The 18,083-nt window shown below is 69.7% G+C and carries 16 protein-coding genes; 4 read left to right on the top strand and 12 right to left on the bottom strand.

Going from position 1 to position 18,083, the window contains the following annotated elements:
- The first annotated feature begins 61 nt into the window (after positions 1–61).
- Complete coding sequence (gene eno / locus KBY88_RS09510) at positions 62–1,360, top strand: phosphopyruvate hydratase (protein ID WP_254939687.1); 1,299 nt, start codon at positions 62–64, stop codon at positions 1,358–1,360.
- Here the strand turns inward: eno and KBY88_RS09515 are convergent, their stop codons facing one another.
- The 3 genes from KBY88_RS09515 to KBY88_RS09525 form a co-directional block, all read right to left on the bottom strand.
- Positions 1,361–2,965, bottom strand: coding sequence for an ABC1 kinase family protein (locus KBY88_RS09515; RefSeq protein WP_254939722.1), 1,605 nt, complete (start codon positions 2,963–2,965; stop codon positions 1,361–1,363).
- Positions 2,966–3,033: 68 nt separating this feature from the next.
- Complete coding sequence (locus tag KBY88_RS09520) at positions 3,034–3,417, bottom strand: hypothetical protein (protein ID WP_254939688.1); 384 nt, start codon at positions 3,415–3,417, stop codon at positions 3,034–3,036.
- 54 nt (positions 3,418–3,471) lie between these two features.
- Complete coding sequence (locus KBY88_RS09525) at positions 3,472–3,966, bottom strand: hypothetical protein (protein ID WP_254939689.1); 495 nt, start codon at positions 3,964–3,966, stop codon at positions 3,472–3,474.
- A 251-nt stretch (positions 3,967–4,217) separates the two neighbouring features.
- Here KBY88_RS09525 and KBY88_RS09530 point away from each other — a divergent pair, with 251 nt between their 5' ends.
- Positions 4,218–4,430, top strand: coding sequence for a ribbon-helix-helix domain-containing protein (locus tag KBY88_RS09530; protein WP_254939690.1), 213 nt, complete (start codon positions 4,218–4,220; stop codon positions 4,428–4,430).
- A gap of 43 nt (positions 4,431–4,473) precedes the next feature.
- Here the strand turns inward: KBY88_RS09530 and argJ are convergent, their stop codons facing one another.
- Positions 4,474–5,727, bottom strand: coding sequence for a bifunctional glutamate N-acetyltransferase/amino-acid acetyltransferase ArgJ (gene argJ, locus KBY88_RS09535; RefSeq protein ID WP_396102888.1), 1,254 nt, complete (start codon positions 5,725–5,727; stop codon positions 4,474–4,476).
- 73 nt (positions 5,728–5,800) lie between these two features.
- Entirely contained in the window at positions 5,801–8,509 is a 2,709-nt protein-coding gene (locus KBY88_RS09540; protein WP_254939692.1) for a cyclic nucleotide-binding domain-containing protein, read from the bottom strand.
- Positions 8,510–8,600: 91 nt separating this feature from the next.
- Here KBY88_RS09540 and coaE point away from each other — a divergent pair, with 91 nt between their 5' ends.
- Positions 8,601–9,215, top strand: coding sequence for a dephospho-CoA kinase (gene coaE / locus KBY88_RS09545; protein WP_254939693.1), 615 nt, complete (start codon positions 8,601–8,603; stop codon positions 9,213–9,215).
- On the opposite strand, the gene gatB is transcribed toward coaE, so the two are convergent.
- On the bottom strand, positions 9,205–10,686 hold the full coding sequence (gene gatB, locus KBY88_RS09550; RefSeq protein ID WP_254939694.1) for an Asp-tRNA(Asn)/Glu-tRNA(Gln) amidotransferase subunit GatB: 1,482 nt from the start codon (positions 10,684–10,686) through the stop codon (positions 9,205–9,207). The genes coaE and gatB overlap by 11 nt on opposite strands.
- A 31-nt stretch (positions 10,687–10,717) precedes the next feature.
- Complete coding sequence (locus KBY88_RS09555; protein WP_254939695.1) at positions 10,718–11,152, bottom strand: PPC domain-containing DNA-binding protein; 435 nt, start codon at positions 11,150–11,152, stop codon at positions 10,718–10,720.
- Here KBY88_RS09555 and KBY88_RS09560 point away from each other — a divergent pair.
- Positions 11,151–12,269: an FAD-dependent oxidoreductase gene (locus KBY88_RS09560; protein WP_254939696.1), complete on the top strand. Its 1,119-nt coding sequence runs from the start codon at positions 11,151–11,153 to the stop codon at positions 12,267–12,269. The genes KBY88_RS09555 and KBY88_RS09560 overlap by 2 nt on opposite strands.
- On the opposite strand, the gene KBY88_RS09565 is transcribed toward KBY88_RS09560, so the two are convergent.
- The 5 genes from KBY88_RS09565 to ndk all read right to left on the bottom strand — a co-directional run bounded on the left by KBY88_RS09565 (position 12,262) and on the right by ndk (position 18,043).
- Positions 12,262–14,139 carry an adenylate/guanylate cyclase domain-containing protein gene (locus KBY88_RS09565; RefSeq protein WP_254939697.1) on the bottom strand — a complete coding sequence of 626 codons (1,878 nt, stop codon included), beginning with the start codon at positions 14,137–14,139 and terminating at the stop codon, positions 12,262–12,264. The genes KBY88_RS09560 and KBY88_RS09565 overlap by 8 nt on opposite strands.
- A gap of 61 nt (positions 14,140–14,200) precedes the next feature.
- Positions 14,201–14,962: a FecR domain-containing protein gene (locus KBY88_RS09570; protein ID WP_254939698.1), complete on the bottom strand. Its 762-nt coding sequence runs from the start codon at positions 14,960–14,962 to the stop codon at positions 14,201–14,203.
- A gap of 59 nt (positions 14,963–15,021) precedes the next feature.
- Entirely contained in the window at positions 15,022–16,836 is a 1,815-nt protein-coding gene (locus KBY88_RS09575) for an adenylate/guanylate cyclase domain-containing protein (protein ID WP_254939699.1), read from the bottom strand.
- Complete coding sequence (locus KBY88_RS09580) at positions 16,833–17,504, bottom strand: FecR domain-containing protein (protein WP_254939700.1); 672 nt, start codon at positions 17,502–17,504, stop codon at positions 16,833–16,835. The genes KBY88_RS09575 and KBY88_RS09580 overlap by 4 nt, the downstream gene beginning before the upstream one ends.
- Before the next feature lie 80 nt (positions 17,505–17,584).
- The gene (ndk, locus tag KBY88_RS09585) at positions 17,585–18,043 is read right to left on the bottom strand and encodes a nucleoside-diphosphate kinase (RefSeq protein ID WP_254939701.1); all 459 of its coding nucleotides are present in this window, start codon (positions 18,041–18,043) and stop codon (positions 17,585–17,587) included.
- Between the last annotated feature and the right edge of the window lie 40 nt (positions 18,044–18,083).

Raw genomic sequence — 18,083 nt, forward strand, 5'->3', positions numbered from 1 at the left:
CCGGCACAAATGGACGGATGGGGGCGGCCCATAAGATCGCCACCATCAACGAAACGCATTCGTGTTCGACTCCCTCGATCTCGTCATCGACACCGTGGTGGCCCGCGAGGTGCTTGATTCCCGCGGCACCCCCACCGTGGAGGCGGAGGTACTGCTTGAGGGAGGCGCCCGCGGCATGGCGATCGTGCCCAGCGGCGCCAGCACCGGCGCCCACGAGGCCCACGAACTGCGGGATGGCGACCCCAGCCGCTACTTCGGCAAGGGGGTGACCAAGGCGGTGTCCAACATCGAGGAAAAAATCGCCCCGGCCCTCTGCGGGCTGAGTGCCACCGACCAGGGCACCGTCGATGCCGCGATGATCGAGCTTGACGGCAGCGACAACAAATCCGCCCTCGGGGCCAATGCGATCCTGGCGGTGAGCCTGGCGGTGGCCCGGGCCGCGGCCGAAGGCGTGGGCCTGCCCCTTTACCGCTACCTGGGGGGACCGCTGGCCACCCTGCTGCCGGTGCCTCTGATGAACGTGATCAACGGCGGTGCCCACGCCACCAACAACCTGGATTTCCAGGAGTTCATGGTGGTGCCCCACGGTGCCTCCAGCTTCCGGGAGGCCCTGCGCATGGGCGCCGAGGTGTTCCACACCCTCAAGGGGCTGCTGCATGAGCAGGGGCTATCCACGGCCGTGGGCGATGAGGGCGGCTTCGCACCGAATCTGACCAGCAATGAGGCCGGTGGCGATCTGCTCGTGGCCGCGATCGAGAAGGCGGGCTACCGCCCCGGCGATCAGATTTCACTGGCCCTGGATGTGGCCAGCACCGAGTTCTACAAAGACGGCCGCTACGCCTTCGGCGGTGGCAGCTACACCAGCGCCGAGCTGGTGGATCAGCTGGAGGCGATGGTCAGCCGCTACCCGATCGTCTCGATCGAGGATGGCCTGGCCGAGGACGACTGGGAGGGCTGGGCCCTGCTGACCCAGCGGCTGGGCAGCCGCGTGCAGCTGGTGGGTGACGACCTGTTCGTGACCAACACCAGCCGCCTGCAACGGGGCATCGAGCAGGGAACCGCCAATTCGATCCTGATCAAGGTCAATCAGATCGGCTCCCTCACCGAAACCCTGCAGGCGATCGACCTGGCCGGCCGGGCCGGCTACACCAGCGTGATCAGCCACCGCAGCGGCGAAACAGAGGACACGACGATCGCTGATCTGGCAGTGGCCACCCGCGCCGGCCAGATCAAGACCGGCTCCCTGAGCCGCAGCGAGCGGGTCGCCAAGTACAACCGCCTGCTGCGCATCGAAGACGAGCTGGGCAGCCAGGCGGTCTACGCCGGTGTCGAAGACAGGGGCCCCCGGGGCAAGGCCTGATCAGCGCCGGGCGCCGGGCAACTGCTCCAGGCGGGCATCCCGGCGCAATCTTCCCTGCAGGCGAATCCAGCCGTAGCCGACGGGCAAGGCCGCGAGCAGCGGCAGGACGGCCAACGCCGGACGGCCACCGGTGCCCAGCACCGAAGCAGCCACCACCAGGGCGCCGAGCAGCACCGACTGCCCACCCAACTGCTGGCTGACGGCGAGCCGCCGCAGGAGACGGTCGGTTTCGCCGGCACGGATCTGCACCTGCAGGTCGCCCTGCTCAACCCGGGCCAGACTTTCCTCAAGGCGCCGGGGGAGACCCAGGGCGCGGCTGCCCACCTCCGCCGCCTGGCGACCCAGCTCATTGATGAAGTCGTTGGGGCCGTTACCGCTGGCGGACATCAGGGGCAGCAGGTAGGGGCGGGCAATCGCCACCAGGCTAAAGGCGGGATCGAGACTCCGGCCGACCCCCTCGAAGGTGGAGAGGGCGCGCATCACGAAGATCAACTCCACCGGCAACCGGAACGGCTGGCCATAGACCAGGTCGTAGAGATCGCCGGAGAGCTTTTCGATCACGTTGCTGGAAAAGGGCGGCGTGAGCGCATCGTTGAGCATCACCCGCACCAGGCGGCGCACCGGTCCGGGGTCCACATCGGTGGCAATCACCCCGGCTGCCTGGAGCTCCTCCACCAGGGCGGCTGCATCGCGGGCGGCGGCGGCGCGGACCATGCGCCCCAGGCGGTTGCGCAGCCGTTGGGAGATCTGCCCCATCATCCCGAAGTCGTAGTAGATGAGGGCCCCATCGGCGGCCACCGCCAGGTTGCCGGGGTGGGGATCGGCGTGGAAGAAGCCATAGCGCACCAGCTGCTGCAGGTAGCTGGCCGCCCCCCGCTCGGCTACGGCGGCCGGATCGATTCCCGCCTCGACCAGGGCGGAACGGTCGTTGATCTTGATTCCAGGCATGTAATCGAGGCAGAGCACCCGCCGGGTGCTCAACTCCCAAATCACCGCCGGAACGTTGATCAGCGGGTCATCGAGGAACTGCTGGCGGAACCGGGCCGCATGCTCAGCCTCGATGCGGAAATCCAGCTCGCGCACCAGCACCCGACGGCATTCCTGGGCGATACCCACCCAGTCACGGCCCGCTCCCCAGCGGGGGTGGCGCTGGAGCACAGCGGCCACCTGCTGGAGAATGTCGAGATCGAGGCGAAAGAGCCGCTCCAGGCCAGGACGCTGGATCTTGAGCACCACCTGGCGGCCGCTGCGCAGGCTCGCCCGGTGCACCTGGGCGAGGCTGGCGGCCCCCAGGGGCTCGCTCTCCAGATCGATGATCTCGGCGCAGCGCTCGCCGAGCTCCTGCTCCAGCAGCCCCTGGGCGACCGCGAAGGGGAAGGCCGGAACCTGGTCCTGGAGCTTGGACAGCTCCTCCACATAGCCGGCAGGCAACACATCGGGACGGGCCGAGAGCAGCTGACCGAGCTTGATGAAGGCCGAGCCCAGACCGAGCAGGCGGGCGGTGAGCCAGTGGGCCCGGCGGCGCTGACGCTGGGCGCGGCGCTCGTCATCCACACCACCGGGGTAGGTCCAGGGGATCGCGTCCCACCAGAGACCGACCACCATCACCACCACCACCCACCAGACCTGCAGGCTGCGGGTCAGTTCCCGTAGCCGACGCCGCACCAGGGTGATCAAGGCCGCTCCTCAAGCCGCCCGGAGAGTCCGGCCACCCGGGCCCGCAGGGCATCAATCTGTTCCTGGGTGCTGGGGGGGCTGCCCGGAGCTGCCGTTCCTGCGCCAGCGAAGCCCGTGCTGGCAGCCTCGGCGCCGGAGGCGCTCGAAGGGGGGCTGCTGCCGGGACTGGCGGCTGGGGTGGCCTCAGGATTCTCACGACGTTCGAGCCGCTCGGCCTCCTGCTCCACCTCCTCCACAAACAAGGTCCACTCCTGCTGCAGGCGCTCTGGCGCCGCCTCCGCCAAGCTGGCAAGGGTGGCCAGTACATCTCCGATCCCACTCTGAAGCCGTGCCGAGAGCCGGTTGACCGTGGCCTGAAGCAGGGATTGCGGGGCGCTCATCGAGGTCCTGCGGTGCTGGCCAAACTGTGGCAGATCGGATCCAGTGGCCGGGGCTCAGCGGGCCGGTGCCACCGCCTCAGGCAGGGGGGGGGCCTCCGGGGTCTCCGAAGAGGGTTGCGGGGCAACCTCTCCTTCTGCACCGTTGGCGGGTGGGACCTTCGACTTGACCGGGGCGGGCTCGCCGGGGGCCGGGTCGCTCGGGACCGCCCCACTAGGAGCAAGGGCATCGGCTGCACCGCTGGCGGGGTCGGCCCCAGGCAGGGGGCCTGGAAGACCCTCGGTGGGAGTTGGCTTGGCCGGAGGATTGGGATCGCCCCGCAGTGATTCGTTGGCGCTGCCGTAACGCATGCGCAGGCTCTCAAGGCTGGTGCCGGGGAAAGGCTGCGTGTCGAAGCGGTGGCCCAAATCGAGGGATGGTGTCTCACTCAGGGCCAACAACCGCTGGGTGAGACCAAACCCGAGGGAGAAACACAGCCCGATCACCAGCGGGCCGATCCAGGGATTCCCTGGGCGGGCGACGCGGGTGGGGGCGACACGGGCCTGGGCCATCGGGCGGTGGGGCGATGGGACGGGGAAGGTTGCACCATCCTGCCCCAGCCCTGGGACATCAAAGGCCCTCCTGGTCCTGTCGTTGTGGTTGGGTTCGTTCTCCCGGGAATAGCCCAGCTACCGGAGATCGCAGCCACAGCCTTGAAGCCGCCTGCCGCCTTGCGCACTGATGGCGGGGATCCGACTACCGAGCCCACAGGCAAATGTGCCCCAGCCAACTAAGGTCAATAAACGAAGCAAGCGAGGAGGATATGGCAAAGTCGCGCGTTGGGCACAACACCCAATTCAAAGCGCCCGCTCGCATCAGCATCACCATTCCCGAAAGTGTCAACGAGCGACTGATTACCATCTCCCGGGAACAGGGTCGGTCCTTGAGCAATCTCGCCGCCTACCTGCTCGAGTGGGCCATCTCCAACGAGCCCAATTGCCAGACAGTTCTCAGCACCAAAGCATCGGCTGAGTGATCTCCAGGAACCAGGCACGACGGACGATCCCACCTCCAGCGCCTCAGGTGGTGTAGTCGGCGTTGATGCGCACGTATTGATCCGAGAGGTCGCAGCCCCAGGCGGCACCGGCACCGGGCCCCTCTCCCAGCCGCAGCCGGATGAGCACGGTGTCACCGCCGGGACCGCTTCCACCCAAGTAGGCACCGGCGGCCCGGGCCTTGAGGTAGGTCGAAGCCGCCGGGCGATCGAAGGCGAGGGGCTGACCGCGGGCCATGAGCTGATGCGCCCCAAGCCAGAGGGCCACCGCTTCCGGATCAAAGGCGGCCCCGGCCCGGCCCGCCGCCGCCACGATCCGGCCCCAGTTGGGGTCGCGGCCGTGCACGGCGCACTTCACCAGCGATGAGCCGCAGACGATGCGGGCGATCGCACGGGCGTCGGCGTCGCTGGCGGCACCCTCCACCTGCACCTCGATCAGACAGGTGGCCCCTTCACCATCGCGGGCGATGGCGCGGGCCAGGTGCTGGGACACCGCCGTCAGGCCCGCCTCCAGGGCCTCGAACTGCTCCGGTGGCAGGGGTGCTCCAGCGGCGAAGGCCAGGAACGTGTCGTTGGTGCTGGTGTCACCGTCCACCGTGATCGCATTGAAGGAGCGCTCCACCGCCCGCCGCACCATCCCTTGCCACAGATCCGCCGGCACTCCGGCATCGCAGCTGAGATAGCCCAGCATCGTGGCCATCTGGGGATGGATCATCCCGGAGCCCTTGGCCATGCCGCCGAGGCGCACCCGGCGACCGCCCAGGTCGGCCTCCAGGGCGATCTGCTTGTTCGTCAGATCGGTGGTGAGGATCGCCGTGGCGGCGGCGGCGCCGCCCTCGGGGCCCAGGGCCGCCACCAGGGGATCGAGGCCCGCCACCAGGGTGTCGATCGGGATCGGCACCCCGATCACGCCGGTGGAGCAGAGCAGCACCTCGGCCGGCTGGAGTCCCAGGCGCCGGGCCAGTTCGGCCGTGGCCGTGAGGCTGTCGGCCAGGCCCCGCGATCCCGTGCAGGCGTTGGCCTGGCCTGAGTTGGTGAGCACCGCCCGGGCGCGACCACCGCTGGCGACCAATCGCCCAGCGCAGAGATCCACGCAGGCGGCCCGCACCCGGTTGGTGGTGAAGCTGCCGGCGCAGACGGCCCCAACAGGTGCCAGCAGCAAGGACAGATCCGGCTTGCCGGAGGCCTTGAGGCCGGCGGTGGAGCCGGCCGCCAGAAACCCCGCCGGCGCCGTGACACCGCCGCCGATGGACCGCCAGGGGCTGGGGAAGGACACCAAGGGCCAAATCACGCTGGTGCCATCCTGCCGGGGCACGGTTCGTGCATCGCCGCTGAGGGGCGCGCTGCGCCCCTCAGCGGGACACACTGGCCGGGCCGACCTTGGCGTACAGATCCTCCAACCGCAGCGACAACTGCTGCAACAGGCTGCGGCTGAACTCAGTCGATTGGGCGAGCAGCTCCTCGAAATGGGAGGCGGTGAACACCAGCACCGTGGCGGGTTCGGCGCCGGCACGCACCTGGGCACGGCGGGGGTGATCGGTGAAGAACGCCACCTCTCCAATCGGCTCGCCCACGCGGATCTGGGCCATCAGGGCCATCGGATTGCCCACTCCGTCGTCGCGGTAGACCTCGCAACGGCCCTCCAGCAGGATCGCGACGATGTCGGGTTGATCGCCGACGCCAAACAGCACCTCACCCGGCTCCAGCCGGCGCTGGTCCCCCCAGCGCAACATGCTGAACAGGGCCGCCGGGGAGAGGTCGGCCCCCAAGGGGACCTGCAGCAGCTGGGTGAGCCGCTCGCTGTGGGGCACATCGACCCCTGCCAGCAACTGGCGCAGGGCCGGGCTGTCCGGCAAGCCCACCCGCGGCTGACGGCGGAGGGCGGCGGCCCGCACCGGCGCGCGCCGATCCTGCACCCACAGCACCCAGAGGGCGGTGTCGGGATCGGGATCAAGCCAGAGGGCTTCGAGCGCTTCGGCGGGCTCGGGCAAGGGATCCAGGCTGCCGGCCGCATGCCCGGCCTCCAGCAGCAGGCGTTCTTCCCGGCGCCGGAGCTGGCTGAGCACTGAAGGAGGCGCCAGGGGCAGCAGCGCCGCGAACCGCTGCACCAGCGGGTCGTCGTCACCGAAGGGGGAAAGGCTGGGCCAGATGACCACGAACAGGCTAGTGAGGCGCCGATCAATCACCGGCAACAGGGGTCGGATCAGCGGGTCAGTGGCGGCCGCAAGCTCCAGGCTGGCGCGGGCGGCAAGCTGGGCGCGCAGCTCCTCCCATTCCTCCTCGAGGCGCTGCGTTGAGTAGGCCGACGTCGGGCCGAAGCGGGCCAGCAGTTCACCCCAGCTGGCCTCGTCGAGCACGAAATCGGAGCGGATGCGCTCCAGCCCTTCCTGGTGGCTGGGGGACGCAAGGGCGGCGCTGAGATCGAGGGTGCGGCTGGCCTCGAGCAGATCTTCGATCGCCTCGGCGGCGGCCTCCTGGCGCAGGCTGCGGATCTCCCGCTGGCGATAGTCGAGTTGCAGGATGCGCGGGTCAGTGATCGCCAGTTCGCGCACGGCCACGTGGTGGTCCTCCTCCACCAGCCCCAGGGATTGGCGCAGCTCCTCCAGCTGCACCAGGGCCGCGGCCCGGTCCAGCCGGCCGCTGTCGAACAAATCGGACATCACCTCCCTGTAGATCCCTCGCTTGGTGGCGCTGATCTGCACGGGCAGAACCTTGGCGAGGGTGAACACCTCGTTGGCGCTGAGCTCCTGGAGCGAGCGCCCCTCGAGCACGGCGTCCAGTTCAGGCACAAGTTTTTCGAGCTGCTTGCGCAGGCTGGCGCTGGTGCTCTCGCGGGTGTAGGTGGCCTTGTCCCGGGACCAGCCGCGGTAGAGCCACATGCCGCTGGCGATCAGCACCACGGAGCGGATCAGCTGACCGCCCTTGCCCCCCAGTGCCCCCAGGGAAGGGTCCGCGAACCAGAAAAAGATGTTCACCGCCAGAACGGTGGCCAGCAGACGGGTGCGCTGCAGGGCGCGTTCTCCGGCCCGCTCCCCGAAGGCCACCAGCCGCCGCTCCAGCTGCCGCTGCAGCCAGGAGAACAGGGCCACCGAAACAGCTCCCGCGAGCACCAGCAGCGCCGGCAGGGAGAGCAGCCGCGGCAGCAGCGTGTTCAAGCCCCACAGCTGCAGGGGCTGAAGGATCGCATCAACATGGCGGGCGTCGTAGGCCCATAGGCCCGTGCGCAGATAATCCACCCCCTCGCGGGATTCGGCGCGGATCAGCAGGAAGAAGCCCAGCACCAAGCCCGGGTAGGAGAACCAGGCCCAGTCGAGACCCCGCTTGCCGCTGAAGGTCTGCCAATAGGCACGCTCCGAATCGATGTCGATGCAGGGGGCCTGGCAGGCGACGCAGGCGCTCTGGAGCTTGCCCTTCTCGCCGTAGGTGCGGCACATCGACTGGGTGATCTTGGAACTGGTGTCCATGTGGGCGGGACTGCCCAGCAGGCTCCGTTGGCCGGTGACGATCGTCTGCACCGGCGCCATCGGGCAGACGTACTGGCACCAGGCCTTGCCGCCGTAGGCCCAACCCACCACCAGGGCCGCCGCCAGGGTGGTGAGCAACAACAGCCCCAGGCCAAGGGTGCTGCTGTTGACCACCAGCAGCCGCAGGCTGAGGCCGGCGATGAACAGAGTCCACTGCAACTGCACGTGGTGCTGGCCCAGCCAGGAGTTGGCCTCCACCTTCACCACCTCCCGGCGCCCCCCCTTGCCCGGCACCGTGCGCTGCCAGTGCAGGGCGCGGAACACCTGGGAGATGAACGCCAGCGGGCAGATCCGGCGCCAGACCTCATGGCTGAGGACCACCAGGATCAACAGGCCGCTGGGCACCACCAGGCCCCAGAAGATCTGATTGCCCTCATGGGTGTGGCAATCCAGCAGCGCTCCGCAGTGGTTGATGTCGAAGGGCCAGGGGTCGACGTCCGGGATCAGCAGCGAGACGATCAACCCCAGCCAGCCCAGCAGCAGCACCCAGCGGGTGAGATGGGCCTGACGCTCGGGCCAGGCACTGAACAGCTGCAAGGTTCATGGCGTCGGCGGCTTGGACCTTACCGATCGCCTCCGGGTCTGTCGAGTTCATGATGGGGATGGTCGGTCTGGCTTTCGTGTCTCCATGCCGCCTGCGGCTGCCCTTCCCCAGCGCCGCCTCGGCCTGACCGGCGGCATCGCCAGCGGCAAGAGCACCGTGGGCCGGCTGCTGGCCGAACGGCATGGCCTGCCGGTGCTTGATGCCGATCTCTATGCCCGGGAGGCCTTGGCTCTCGGAACTCCCGCTGCCCGAGCGGTGGCGGAGCGTTACGGCTCGCCCGTGGCCGCTGGCGAACCTGGGCGGGTAGACCGAGCCGCCCTGGGGCGCATCGTGTTTGCCGACCCCTCCGAGCGGGCCTGGCTGGAGGGTCTGGTGCATCCGGCGGTGCGGAGACGCTTCGAAACCGAACTGGCTGAACTGGCGGCTGAGCCCGTGGTGGTGCTGATGGTCCCGCTGTTGTTCGAGGCGGGGCTGGAGCGGCTCTGCAGCGAGATCTGGCTGGTGGACTGCGAACCAAAGGACCAACTGGAGCGGCTGATCAGCCGCGATGGCTTCAGCCACGCCGAGGCCGAGGCCCGCCTGGCGGCCCAGTGGCCTTTGGAGCGCAAACGGGCGCGGGCCGACGTGGTGATCGACAACCGGGGCGCGCCCGGGGGCCTGGAGGTTCAGGTGGAGCGGGCGCTGGGCCTCAGCCCTTGAGCTTGGCCACCAGGATCTGATTGGCGAGCTTGGGGTCGGCCTTGCCGCCGGTGCGCTTCATCAGCTGCCCGACGAAAAAGCCCTGGAGCTTGGTCTTGCCGCCACGGAACGCCTCCACTTCTTCTGGATGGCCATTCAGCAGATCCTCGACGATCGCCGTGATCGCCGCAGGATCGCTGATCATCCCCAGCCCCCGTTCCTCGACGATCGCGGCGGGGGAGCCGCCTTGCTCCAACAGTTCCGGCAGGATTTCCTTGGCGATCTTGCCGCTGATCGTGCCGCCCTCGATCAGCCTCACCAGCTCAGCCAGCTGCTGGGGCCGCAGGGGCAGATCGCCGTAGGCGAGGCGGTGGGCATTCACATGGGCGGCGATGTCGCCGGTGATCCAGTTGGCTGCCCCCTTGGGGTCGGCGCCGGCCGCCACCACGGCCTCGAAGTACTCCGCCATCGGCCGCTCCTCGGTGAGCACCCGGGCGTCGTAGATGGAGAGCCCCAGTTGTTCGGCGTAGCGGTGGCGCTTGGCGGCCGGGAGCTCCGGCAATTCGGCGCGCCAGGCTTCTCGCCGCTGGGGCGTCACCTCGATCGGGCCGAGATCAGGCTCGGGGAAGTAGCGGTAGTCGCTGGCCCCCTCCTTGCTGCGCATGCTTTTGGTGAGCTGCTTGCCCTCATCCCAGAGGCGGGTTTCCTGGGCGATCGGCTCCCCTGCCTCGATCGCCTTGATCTGGCGGGCAATTTCGTGATCACAGGCCCGCTGGATGGCCGAGAAGGAGTTCATGTTCTTGATCTCCACCTTCACCCCGAAGGGTTCATCGGGCCCGCGACGCACGGAGATGTTGACGTCGCAGCGCAGGGAGCCTTCCTGCATGTTGCCGTCGGAAACCCCCAGATAACGCATGATCCGGCGGATCTCGGAGGCATACTCCGCCGCCTCCCGGCCTGTGCGCAGATCCGGCTTCGACACGATCTCAGCGAGCGCCACACCGGCGCGGTTGTAGTCCACCAGGGAATGGGTGGAACCCGCCAGGCGGTCGCTGCCGGCGTGCACGAGCTTGCCGGCGTCCTCTTCCATGTGCAGGCGCTCGATGCCGATGCGCTTGAGATAAGTGTCCTTGCCCTTTTCCGCCACCTCGACCTCGATCCAGCCCTCCTCGGCGATCGGCCGGTCGTACTGGGAGATCTGGTAATTCTTGGGGAGGTCAGGGTAGAAGTACTGCTTGCGGTCGAACTTGCAGTGCTCGGCCACCTGCAGATTCAAAGCCAGGGAGGCCTTGACCGCGTACTCCAGCACCTTCTGGTTCAGCACCGGCAGGGTGCCGGGCAGCCCCAGTACCACCGGATCGATGTGGGTGTTGGGCTCGTCGCCGAAGTTGGTGGAGGCGGCCGAGAAGATTTTGCTGGCGGTGGCCAGCTGCACATGGGTTTCCAGGCCGATCACGGCCTCCCAGCCCTCGTGGCCGATCGCCGACGCCATACCGCTCCGCTCCCATCGCTAGCCGTCGATCCTAGGCAGCAGCCTCGAAAAGCAGCTCCCGGTAGCCGGTGGCGGGATCAAGCTGACGCTCGAAGCGCACCGCCCCAGGTAGCAGCAGGGCGATCTCGGCGGTGGTGCGGATGACGTTGCCCGCCAGCAGATGGCCGCCGCGGCAATGGCCCTCCGCATCGGCGGCTGTGAGGTGCAGGTGGACGCCACCGGAACCCAGGCTGCCCTGGAGGCTGAGCAGTTCCCAGGGGCCTGCCAGCTGCAGGGCCCGGTCGCTGCCGGCGGGACGAACCACCAATCCCTGGAGGCTGCCGATCGCCGAGGCCACCCAAGCCGCCGCCATCGCGCGCTCCCGCACCAGGACTTCAAGGGCGCCACGCAGGTCGTCGCCGGGGACCAGCCGAAGACTGATGAGCTCGGCCAAGCCCCGGCCATGGGGTGGATAGCTTGTCGTCATGACTGGGGCCGCGGGCGAACCGATCCTTATCCTGGGAGGGGGGCTGATGGGGCTGGCGATCGCCCACCAGCTGGCCCGTCGCGGCCAGGCGGTGAGCGTGCTCAGCCGGCGCCGCAACGAGGCGGCGGGCTTCGTGGCGGCGGGGATGCTGGCGCCCCATGCGGAGGGGCTCAGCGGGGCGCTGCTGGCGCTGGGCCAGCGCAGCCTGGAGGCCATTCCGGCCTGGGTGGAGCAGATCGAAGCCGACAGCGGCCTGAGCTGCGGCCTGCGGCCCTGCGGCATCGTCGTGCCGTTCGCCAGCGCCAACGAGCGGGATGCCTACCCCACGGCCGCCCTCGGCACGCCCCTGGATCGCCATGGCCTCGAGCGCGAGATCCCCGGCATCGGGCCTGGCTTCCAGGCGGCCCTGCTGTTCGAGCAGGACGGCCAGATCGACAACCGCCGCCAGCTGATGCGGGCCCTCGAACGCGCCTGCAGCGCCCAAGGGGTGGCCTTCCAGGAGGGTGCCGAGGTGCTGGACCTGCACCAGGAGGCCCAGGCCACGGGCCCCCGGCTCACGGGGGTGCGGCTGCGGCGGGCGGAAGGGGATGAGCAGGTGCTGCGCTGTGGCCAGGCCGTGCTGGCCTGCGGCGCCTGGAGCGCCCGGTTGCTGAGCGAGCTGCCGGTGTTTCCCGTGAAGGGCCAGATGCTGTCACTGCAGGGGCCAATCGGGGCCCTGGCGCGGGTGGTGTTCGGCCCCGGGACCTACCTGGTGGCCCGCGACGACGGGTTGCTGGTGGTGGGCGCCACCAGTGAACCGGAGGCGGGTTTCGCTGAGGGCCTCACCCCGGCCGGCCAGCGGCTGCTGCAGGCGGGAATCGACGCGCTGTTGCCATCGGCGGCCCAGTGGCCGCCGATGGAGCGCTGGTGGGGGTTCCGCCCCTGCACCCCCGACCAGGGGCCCCTGCTGGGGGCCAGCCCGATTGAAGGGCTGGAGCTGGCCACGGGCCACCACCGCAATGGTGTGCTGCTGGCGGCGATCACCGCCCAGCTGATCGCCGCCCGGCTGCTGGGGGATGAGCTGGAGGCGGTGGATCGGACCCTGCTGGAGGCGTTCCGTTGGGACCGCTTCAGCTGAGCGCCGGAGGTGGGGAGGCCGGCAGGGTGAAGACCGGCGTGGGCCCCATGCCCTTCACCGGCGGTGTTCCCCTGGATTCAGGGGTGAGCTCACCTTGCACCAGGTCAGCGGTGACCTGATCGAAGAGCACCGGCACCTCCAGGGTGCGGGTGAGCCCCTCGAGCCGACTGGCCAGGTTGACCGTGTCGCCGATGACCGTGAAATCGAGGCGGCGGGGGCTGCCGATCTGCCCCACCACCACATCGCCCGTCGCCAACCCCACCCCGTTGCCCAAGGGCTCGATGCCCCGCTGGGCCCACCCCCCATTGAGCCGTTCGAGCGCTTCGCGCATCGCCCGGGCACAGCGCACCGCCGCCAGGGCCTCCTGCTGCTCACCACGGCTCACGGGGGAGCCGAACACCGCCATCACCGCATCGCCGATGAACTTGTCGACGGTGCCGCCGTGGGCGGTGATCACCTCCACCATCTCCCCCAGGTATTCGTTGAGTTGGCTGACCAGCAGCTCGCTCTGGCCGTCGAGGGTGCGTTGGCGGGTGAGCTGGGTGAAGCCCTTGAGATCCGAGAACAGCACCGTCACCCGCAGCACCCGGCCCCGCAGGATGCCGTCGGCCGCCTTGGGATCGGAGAGGATCTCCGCGACCACGCTGGGGGCCACATAGCGCTCGAAGGTGCGCCGCAGGCGCCGCCGCTCCCGCTCCTCCTGCAGGTAGGCATCACCGCCGTAGAGCAGCCCGAGCAGCACCAGGCCGGAGGCGGGCGCCAGCAGCGGCAGCCAGCGGTGACTGCGCTGCAGGGCGAGGAAGCTGGAGCCAGCCACCAGCGCCAGGGCGGCCCCCACCAGGGCGAGGCGCCAGCCGAGGCCGCCGCGCCAGAAGCCGAGGGCGGCCACCAGCAGCACCGGCGCCAGGGCCAGCAGCGCCCGCCAGGGGGCCGCCGTGGGCCAGGGGGCGAGGCCCTCTCCAGCCAGGGAGTTGGCGGTGGCGGTGGCCAACAGCTCCAGGCCGGAGAGGTTGCCGAAGGGAGTGGGGTTGCCCGCCTCCCCCTGGGAGGCCACGGGCCCCACCACCACCAGTGCATCCTTCACAGAGCCCCGAAGGGGATGGCGGGTCCAGCGGGCCGGATCCAGCACCTCCCAGGCCGAGAGGCGGGTGAACGTGCCCTCAGGCCCGTAGAAATCCAGGGCCATGGCGGGATCGTTCTGGCGGGAGGGGCGCCCCCCGAGCTGGAGCAGCGTGGCCGCGAGGGACGGCTGGGGCCTGAGGCCGTTCGCCGGCAGCAGACCGCGGCCGTAGGCCTCCGGGTGACGGTCGGGATCACCCGCCTGGGCGGGCAGGGTGTTGGTGAGCCCCAGGGCGCCCGGTCCACCGGCGGGGGTGATGAAACGCTCCGGTCGCACCAGGGTGAGCCCACTGCCCACCTGGGCGTCCTGGGGCTCGAGCATCTCGGCGGCCAGGGCCACCTTGCCGCGTTGCGAGGCCAGGGAGCGGGCCAGGGCGGTGTCGTCGGCGAACCCGCGGCTGCTGGAGCCCTCGAACACCACGTTGAGGGCCACCGCCTGGGCGCCCGCCTCCAGCAATCGGCTGGCCAGTTGGCCGTAGCTGGCCCGCGGCCAGGGGAGGGTGCCGATGCCCCGGGCCCAGGCGGGCGCGGCGCGGTGCCCCTCAAACCAGGCCCCCTGCTGCAGGGTGGCGTCGTCGATCGCCACCACCACCACCGACCTCGGCGGTTGACGCGGACCCCGCCAGCGCACCAACTGGTTCTCGAGCCCCCGCTCCCAGCTGCGCCACGGGCCCGGAGGCCAGCCGGCAAGGCCCCCCACCAGCAGCACGATCGCACCGGAAGCCAGGACGACCACGGCGGAGCGCTTCATCGCGGGTGCTCAGGTCGTGCGAAGGCTGAGCCCGCCGGTCCTGGACCGTCCAGGATGACCATCAGAAGAAGCGCGGCAGGCTGAAGCTGGGCAAGGAGGGAACCAGCGGGATCCCAGGTACGCCGGGGATCGAGACCCCGGGCACAGAGCTGCGGATGTAGCTCTCCAGGGATCCGAACCCGGGCAAGGTCGTGGAGAATCCCTTGAACAGGGGCCCGTTGAGGACATTGGTGTAGTCGGAAGGTGAGAGCTTGAGCAAAGCCAACACCACCCCCAGCGGGGAAAGACGCACCTTCTGGCCCGCCTCCACCACGGTGGGAGCGGCTCCCGTGGGCTCGCCATCGCGGCTGGGGGCCACCTCCACCGAACCCTCAAGCACCGAAAGCTCGGCGTCGCCGCTCTCGGAGACCTCGATGACGTAGTTGGTGCCACGCACACTCATCCGCGACGATTTGGTGCAGCCGTTCTGTTTGCCGGAGACCAGGATCTGCCCCTTGTCGAGCAGGAAGCAGCTGGCGCCGAGCCGGAGTTGGGAGAAGCGGTTCAGCCGGCCCGCGGCACCGCCGGCGAAGGCCAGTTGTCCGCGGCTGTCGCCGGTGCTGACCTGCTGGGGGGTGCTGGCCTTCTCCTTGACCCGTGCCGGCTTGCGATCGATGTAGAGCTCATTGCCATCGAGGATCTCCTGCACCGTGGCGGATTCGGCAGCGCGGGCGACCGGGCCGGTGCCCAAAGCCAGCCCCCCCGCCAGCACCAGCCCCAGCAGGACGGCTTCAGCTGACGCATGGCCCGGGCTGGCCCAGTGGCGCTGTGCGGAAGCATCCATCGTCAACCAGGCCAGGGTCGCCATTCTGGCCCCGGCCCACAAGCCCCAACGGCGGGCCCTCACCTCTCGGGCCGCAGCCCCTCCAACGCATACACCTCCAGCAGCGTGGGCCAACCCTTGACCGTGTGCGCCCCGAGGGGCACCACCGCCGCCCGCTCCCCCAGCAACGCCAGCAGCTCACCGCTGATCAGGATCGAATGCTCCGGGAAACGGCGGGTGAGCCCCTCCAGCCGGCTGGCCACATTCACAGTGGAGCCCACCACCGTGAACTCCAGACGCTGGGAGGAGCCCAGATTTCCGGCGATCACCTCACCGAAGTGCAGGCCGATGCCCTGGCGCAGGGTCGGCCGGCCGTCACGCTCCAACGTGGCGTTGAGAGCCCCAAGGCTGGCGCGCATGGCGAGGGCAGCGCGGGCGGCCGCCAGGGCCTCCTGCCGATCACCGCGGCTGCGGGGCACCCCGAACTCCGCCATCAGCGAATCACCGATGAACTTGTCCAGCAGCCCCTGCTCCTCAATCACAGCGGTGGCGATCGCTTCGAAGTAGTTATTGAGAAGGGCGAACAGGGCCGGGGGCTCCAACTGGGCGCTCAGGGGGGTGAATCCCACCAGGTCGGTGAACAGCACCACGCAATCGGCGCGGCTCCCCCCCACCTGGGTCCAGAGCGGCCCCGGTTCGCGCAGGATGTCCTTGAGCAGGGTGGGGGAGATGCGCCGGGCCAGCACCTGGTGCAGATAGGCACGCTCGCGGCTCTCCCTGAGCCACTGCCCCCCGCCACGCACCGACCCCGCGACCAGAGGCATGGCGATCAAGGCGGCCCAGGGCAGCACCAGGAACGCCTGGGCCCAGAGCAGCCCCCCCAGCGCCAGGGCCACCGCCGCCAGGGCCCAACCCGCCGCCAGGACGGCGGAGGCGCTGGGGCTCCGGCGCAGCAGCAACGCCGTGGTCACGCCCCAGCCCAGCAGCAGCAGGGTTTCCGGCGTGGGCTCCAGCCGCCAGAGGCCCACGCCTGCGGACACGCTGGCCAGGGCCGCGGCCTGCACCTCCGTGCCGCTCTGGGGACCGAAAGCGGTCTCCTGCAGGCCCCCGAGCTCGGGGGCCGTCGCCCCAAGCAGCACGGTGCGCCCGCGCCAGAAACCCGCGGGCTGCTCCAACACCCGCCAGGCCGGCACGCTGCTCACCACGCCGGCGGGGCCTGGGTAATTGATGCCGAGGGGCTGAGGCGGCGGCCTCCGCCCCGCGGCCACGAACGGCAGGGGGTCAGGGCGGGGCGGAGCGAACGACTCCAGGTTGTTCCGCAGCCACTCCGATCCGGGGATGGAATCGGTGAGGCCCTGGGGGCTCTGCAGCAGGGTGGTCAGACCCGTGCGCGGGAAGGCGTAAATCGGTCGATCCAGCTGGGCGCGCTCCACCCCGTCCTGCATCTGGCGGCCGTAGGCAGAGGCCAGAATCACCCGATCGCGCCAGGGGGCAAGGCGATCGCTGAAGGCCCGGTCATCGGCGGCGCCGAAGCGGCTGGGCTGGGCATACACGACGTTGAACACCACCCGCGCCGCGCCCCGCTCCAGCACCGCCGCCGCCAGCTCCGCCTGCAGGGCCCGGGGCCAGGGCCAGGGGCCCATCCGCCGCCAAAGGGCTGAGCGCCGGCGTTCCTGGGGGCCCAGCAGGCGATCGAGGGCGAGCGAATCGCCGTCCACCGCCAACACCACCAGGGACGACGCCGAAGGGCGCACGCCCCGCAGCCTGAAGAACTGGGTCCCGATCGCGGCATCAGCCGCCACCAGGGCCACGCCCACCGGGGAGCTCCGCAGGGCCGGCAGGGCCAGCAGCAGCGGCACCAGCAGCGCCAGACCCCACAGGGGCGGCCGTCTCACCGGGGGGCGGCGGGGGTTGCGCTGAGCCCGTCAATCTGACGATCGATCAACGGCAGGGTGTCCATGGGCGTGGTGAACGCGCTGAACAACGGATTACGGGCCCGACGGCTGCGGGCCTCTTCGGGGGTGAGCCGGCGGGGCAGATCCCAGCGCTCACCGGTCTTGGCCATCACCTGGCCGCCCTTGAGCTGGACGAGTTTGCCGGTGTCGGTGTCCACCTTGACGCGACCTTCCCAGCTCAGAAACAACACCTTGTCGGGGCTGGCTTCGATGAAGACGGTGGTGCCCACGATCGAGGCGGTGGCCACCCGGGTGCGGATGCGCAGGGGTGACGCCTGGCCCTTCTGGCCAGGGTTGACCCAGGCGATGATCTGACCCCGGCGTAGGTCCAGTTCCTGCCCCGTAAGACGTAACTCGGCGTCACCACCGAGGCGGAAACTGCGGCCATCGGCCATGCGCACCTGCAGCCGGCCGGGGCTCTGGGTGCGCAACACCGTGCCGGGGGCAAGCAACTGCCCCGGCTGAGCCATCACTTCGGGCCGTCCCACCGCGCGGGTGAAGGCCGGCCTGGCCGCCACATCAACGATGCGAGGGCCGGGTGGCTTCGGGGTCTGGGCCCGACTGAGCAGTGGAACGGCGATGATCCCCGCCCCAAGGGCGGTAGCCAACCTGAACGAACGGGCGGCGATCGTCAAAGGAACAGAGCGAAGTCCCCCCAGCCTGGCAAGCCCTGGCGAACCTGGCTGACTCAGCCTTCCGTGCGCCAGCTCTGGTCGGAGGGGGTCCAGTCACTGAGCTCTTCGGGACTGAACCAGAGACCGATCTCGAAGACGGCCGTTTCCGGAGCATCGGAGCCGTGGATCACATTGCGGCCGATGTTGATCGCCAGGTCGCCACGGATGGTGCCCGGCTCGGCCTCAAGGGGCTTGGTGGCGCCGATCAGCTTGCGGGCACTGGCGATGACACCGTCGCCTTCCCACACCATCGCCACCACCGGGCCGCTGGTGATGAAGTCGACGAGGCCGGCGAAGAAGGGGCGCTCGCGGTGGACGCCGTAGTGGCTTTCGGCCAGCTCACGGCTGGGGGTGAGCTGCTTGAGGCCCACCAGCTTGAAACCCTTGCGCTCAAAGCGGCCCAGGATCTCGCCCACCAGCCCCCGCTGGACCCCATCGGGCTTGATCGCGATGAAGCTGCGTTCGGTGGCCATGGGCAGGTGAGACAGGGATGGCGCCATCGTCCGCGCTGGC

It is taken from the genome of Cyanobium sp. Morenito 9A2 (assembly GCF_024345575.1).
Taxonomy (GTDB): domain Bacteria; phylum Cyanobacteriota; class Cyanobacteriia; order PCC-6307; family Cyanobiaceae; genus ATX-6F1.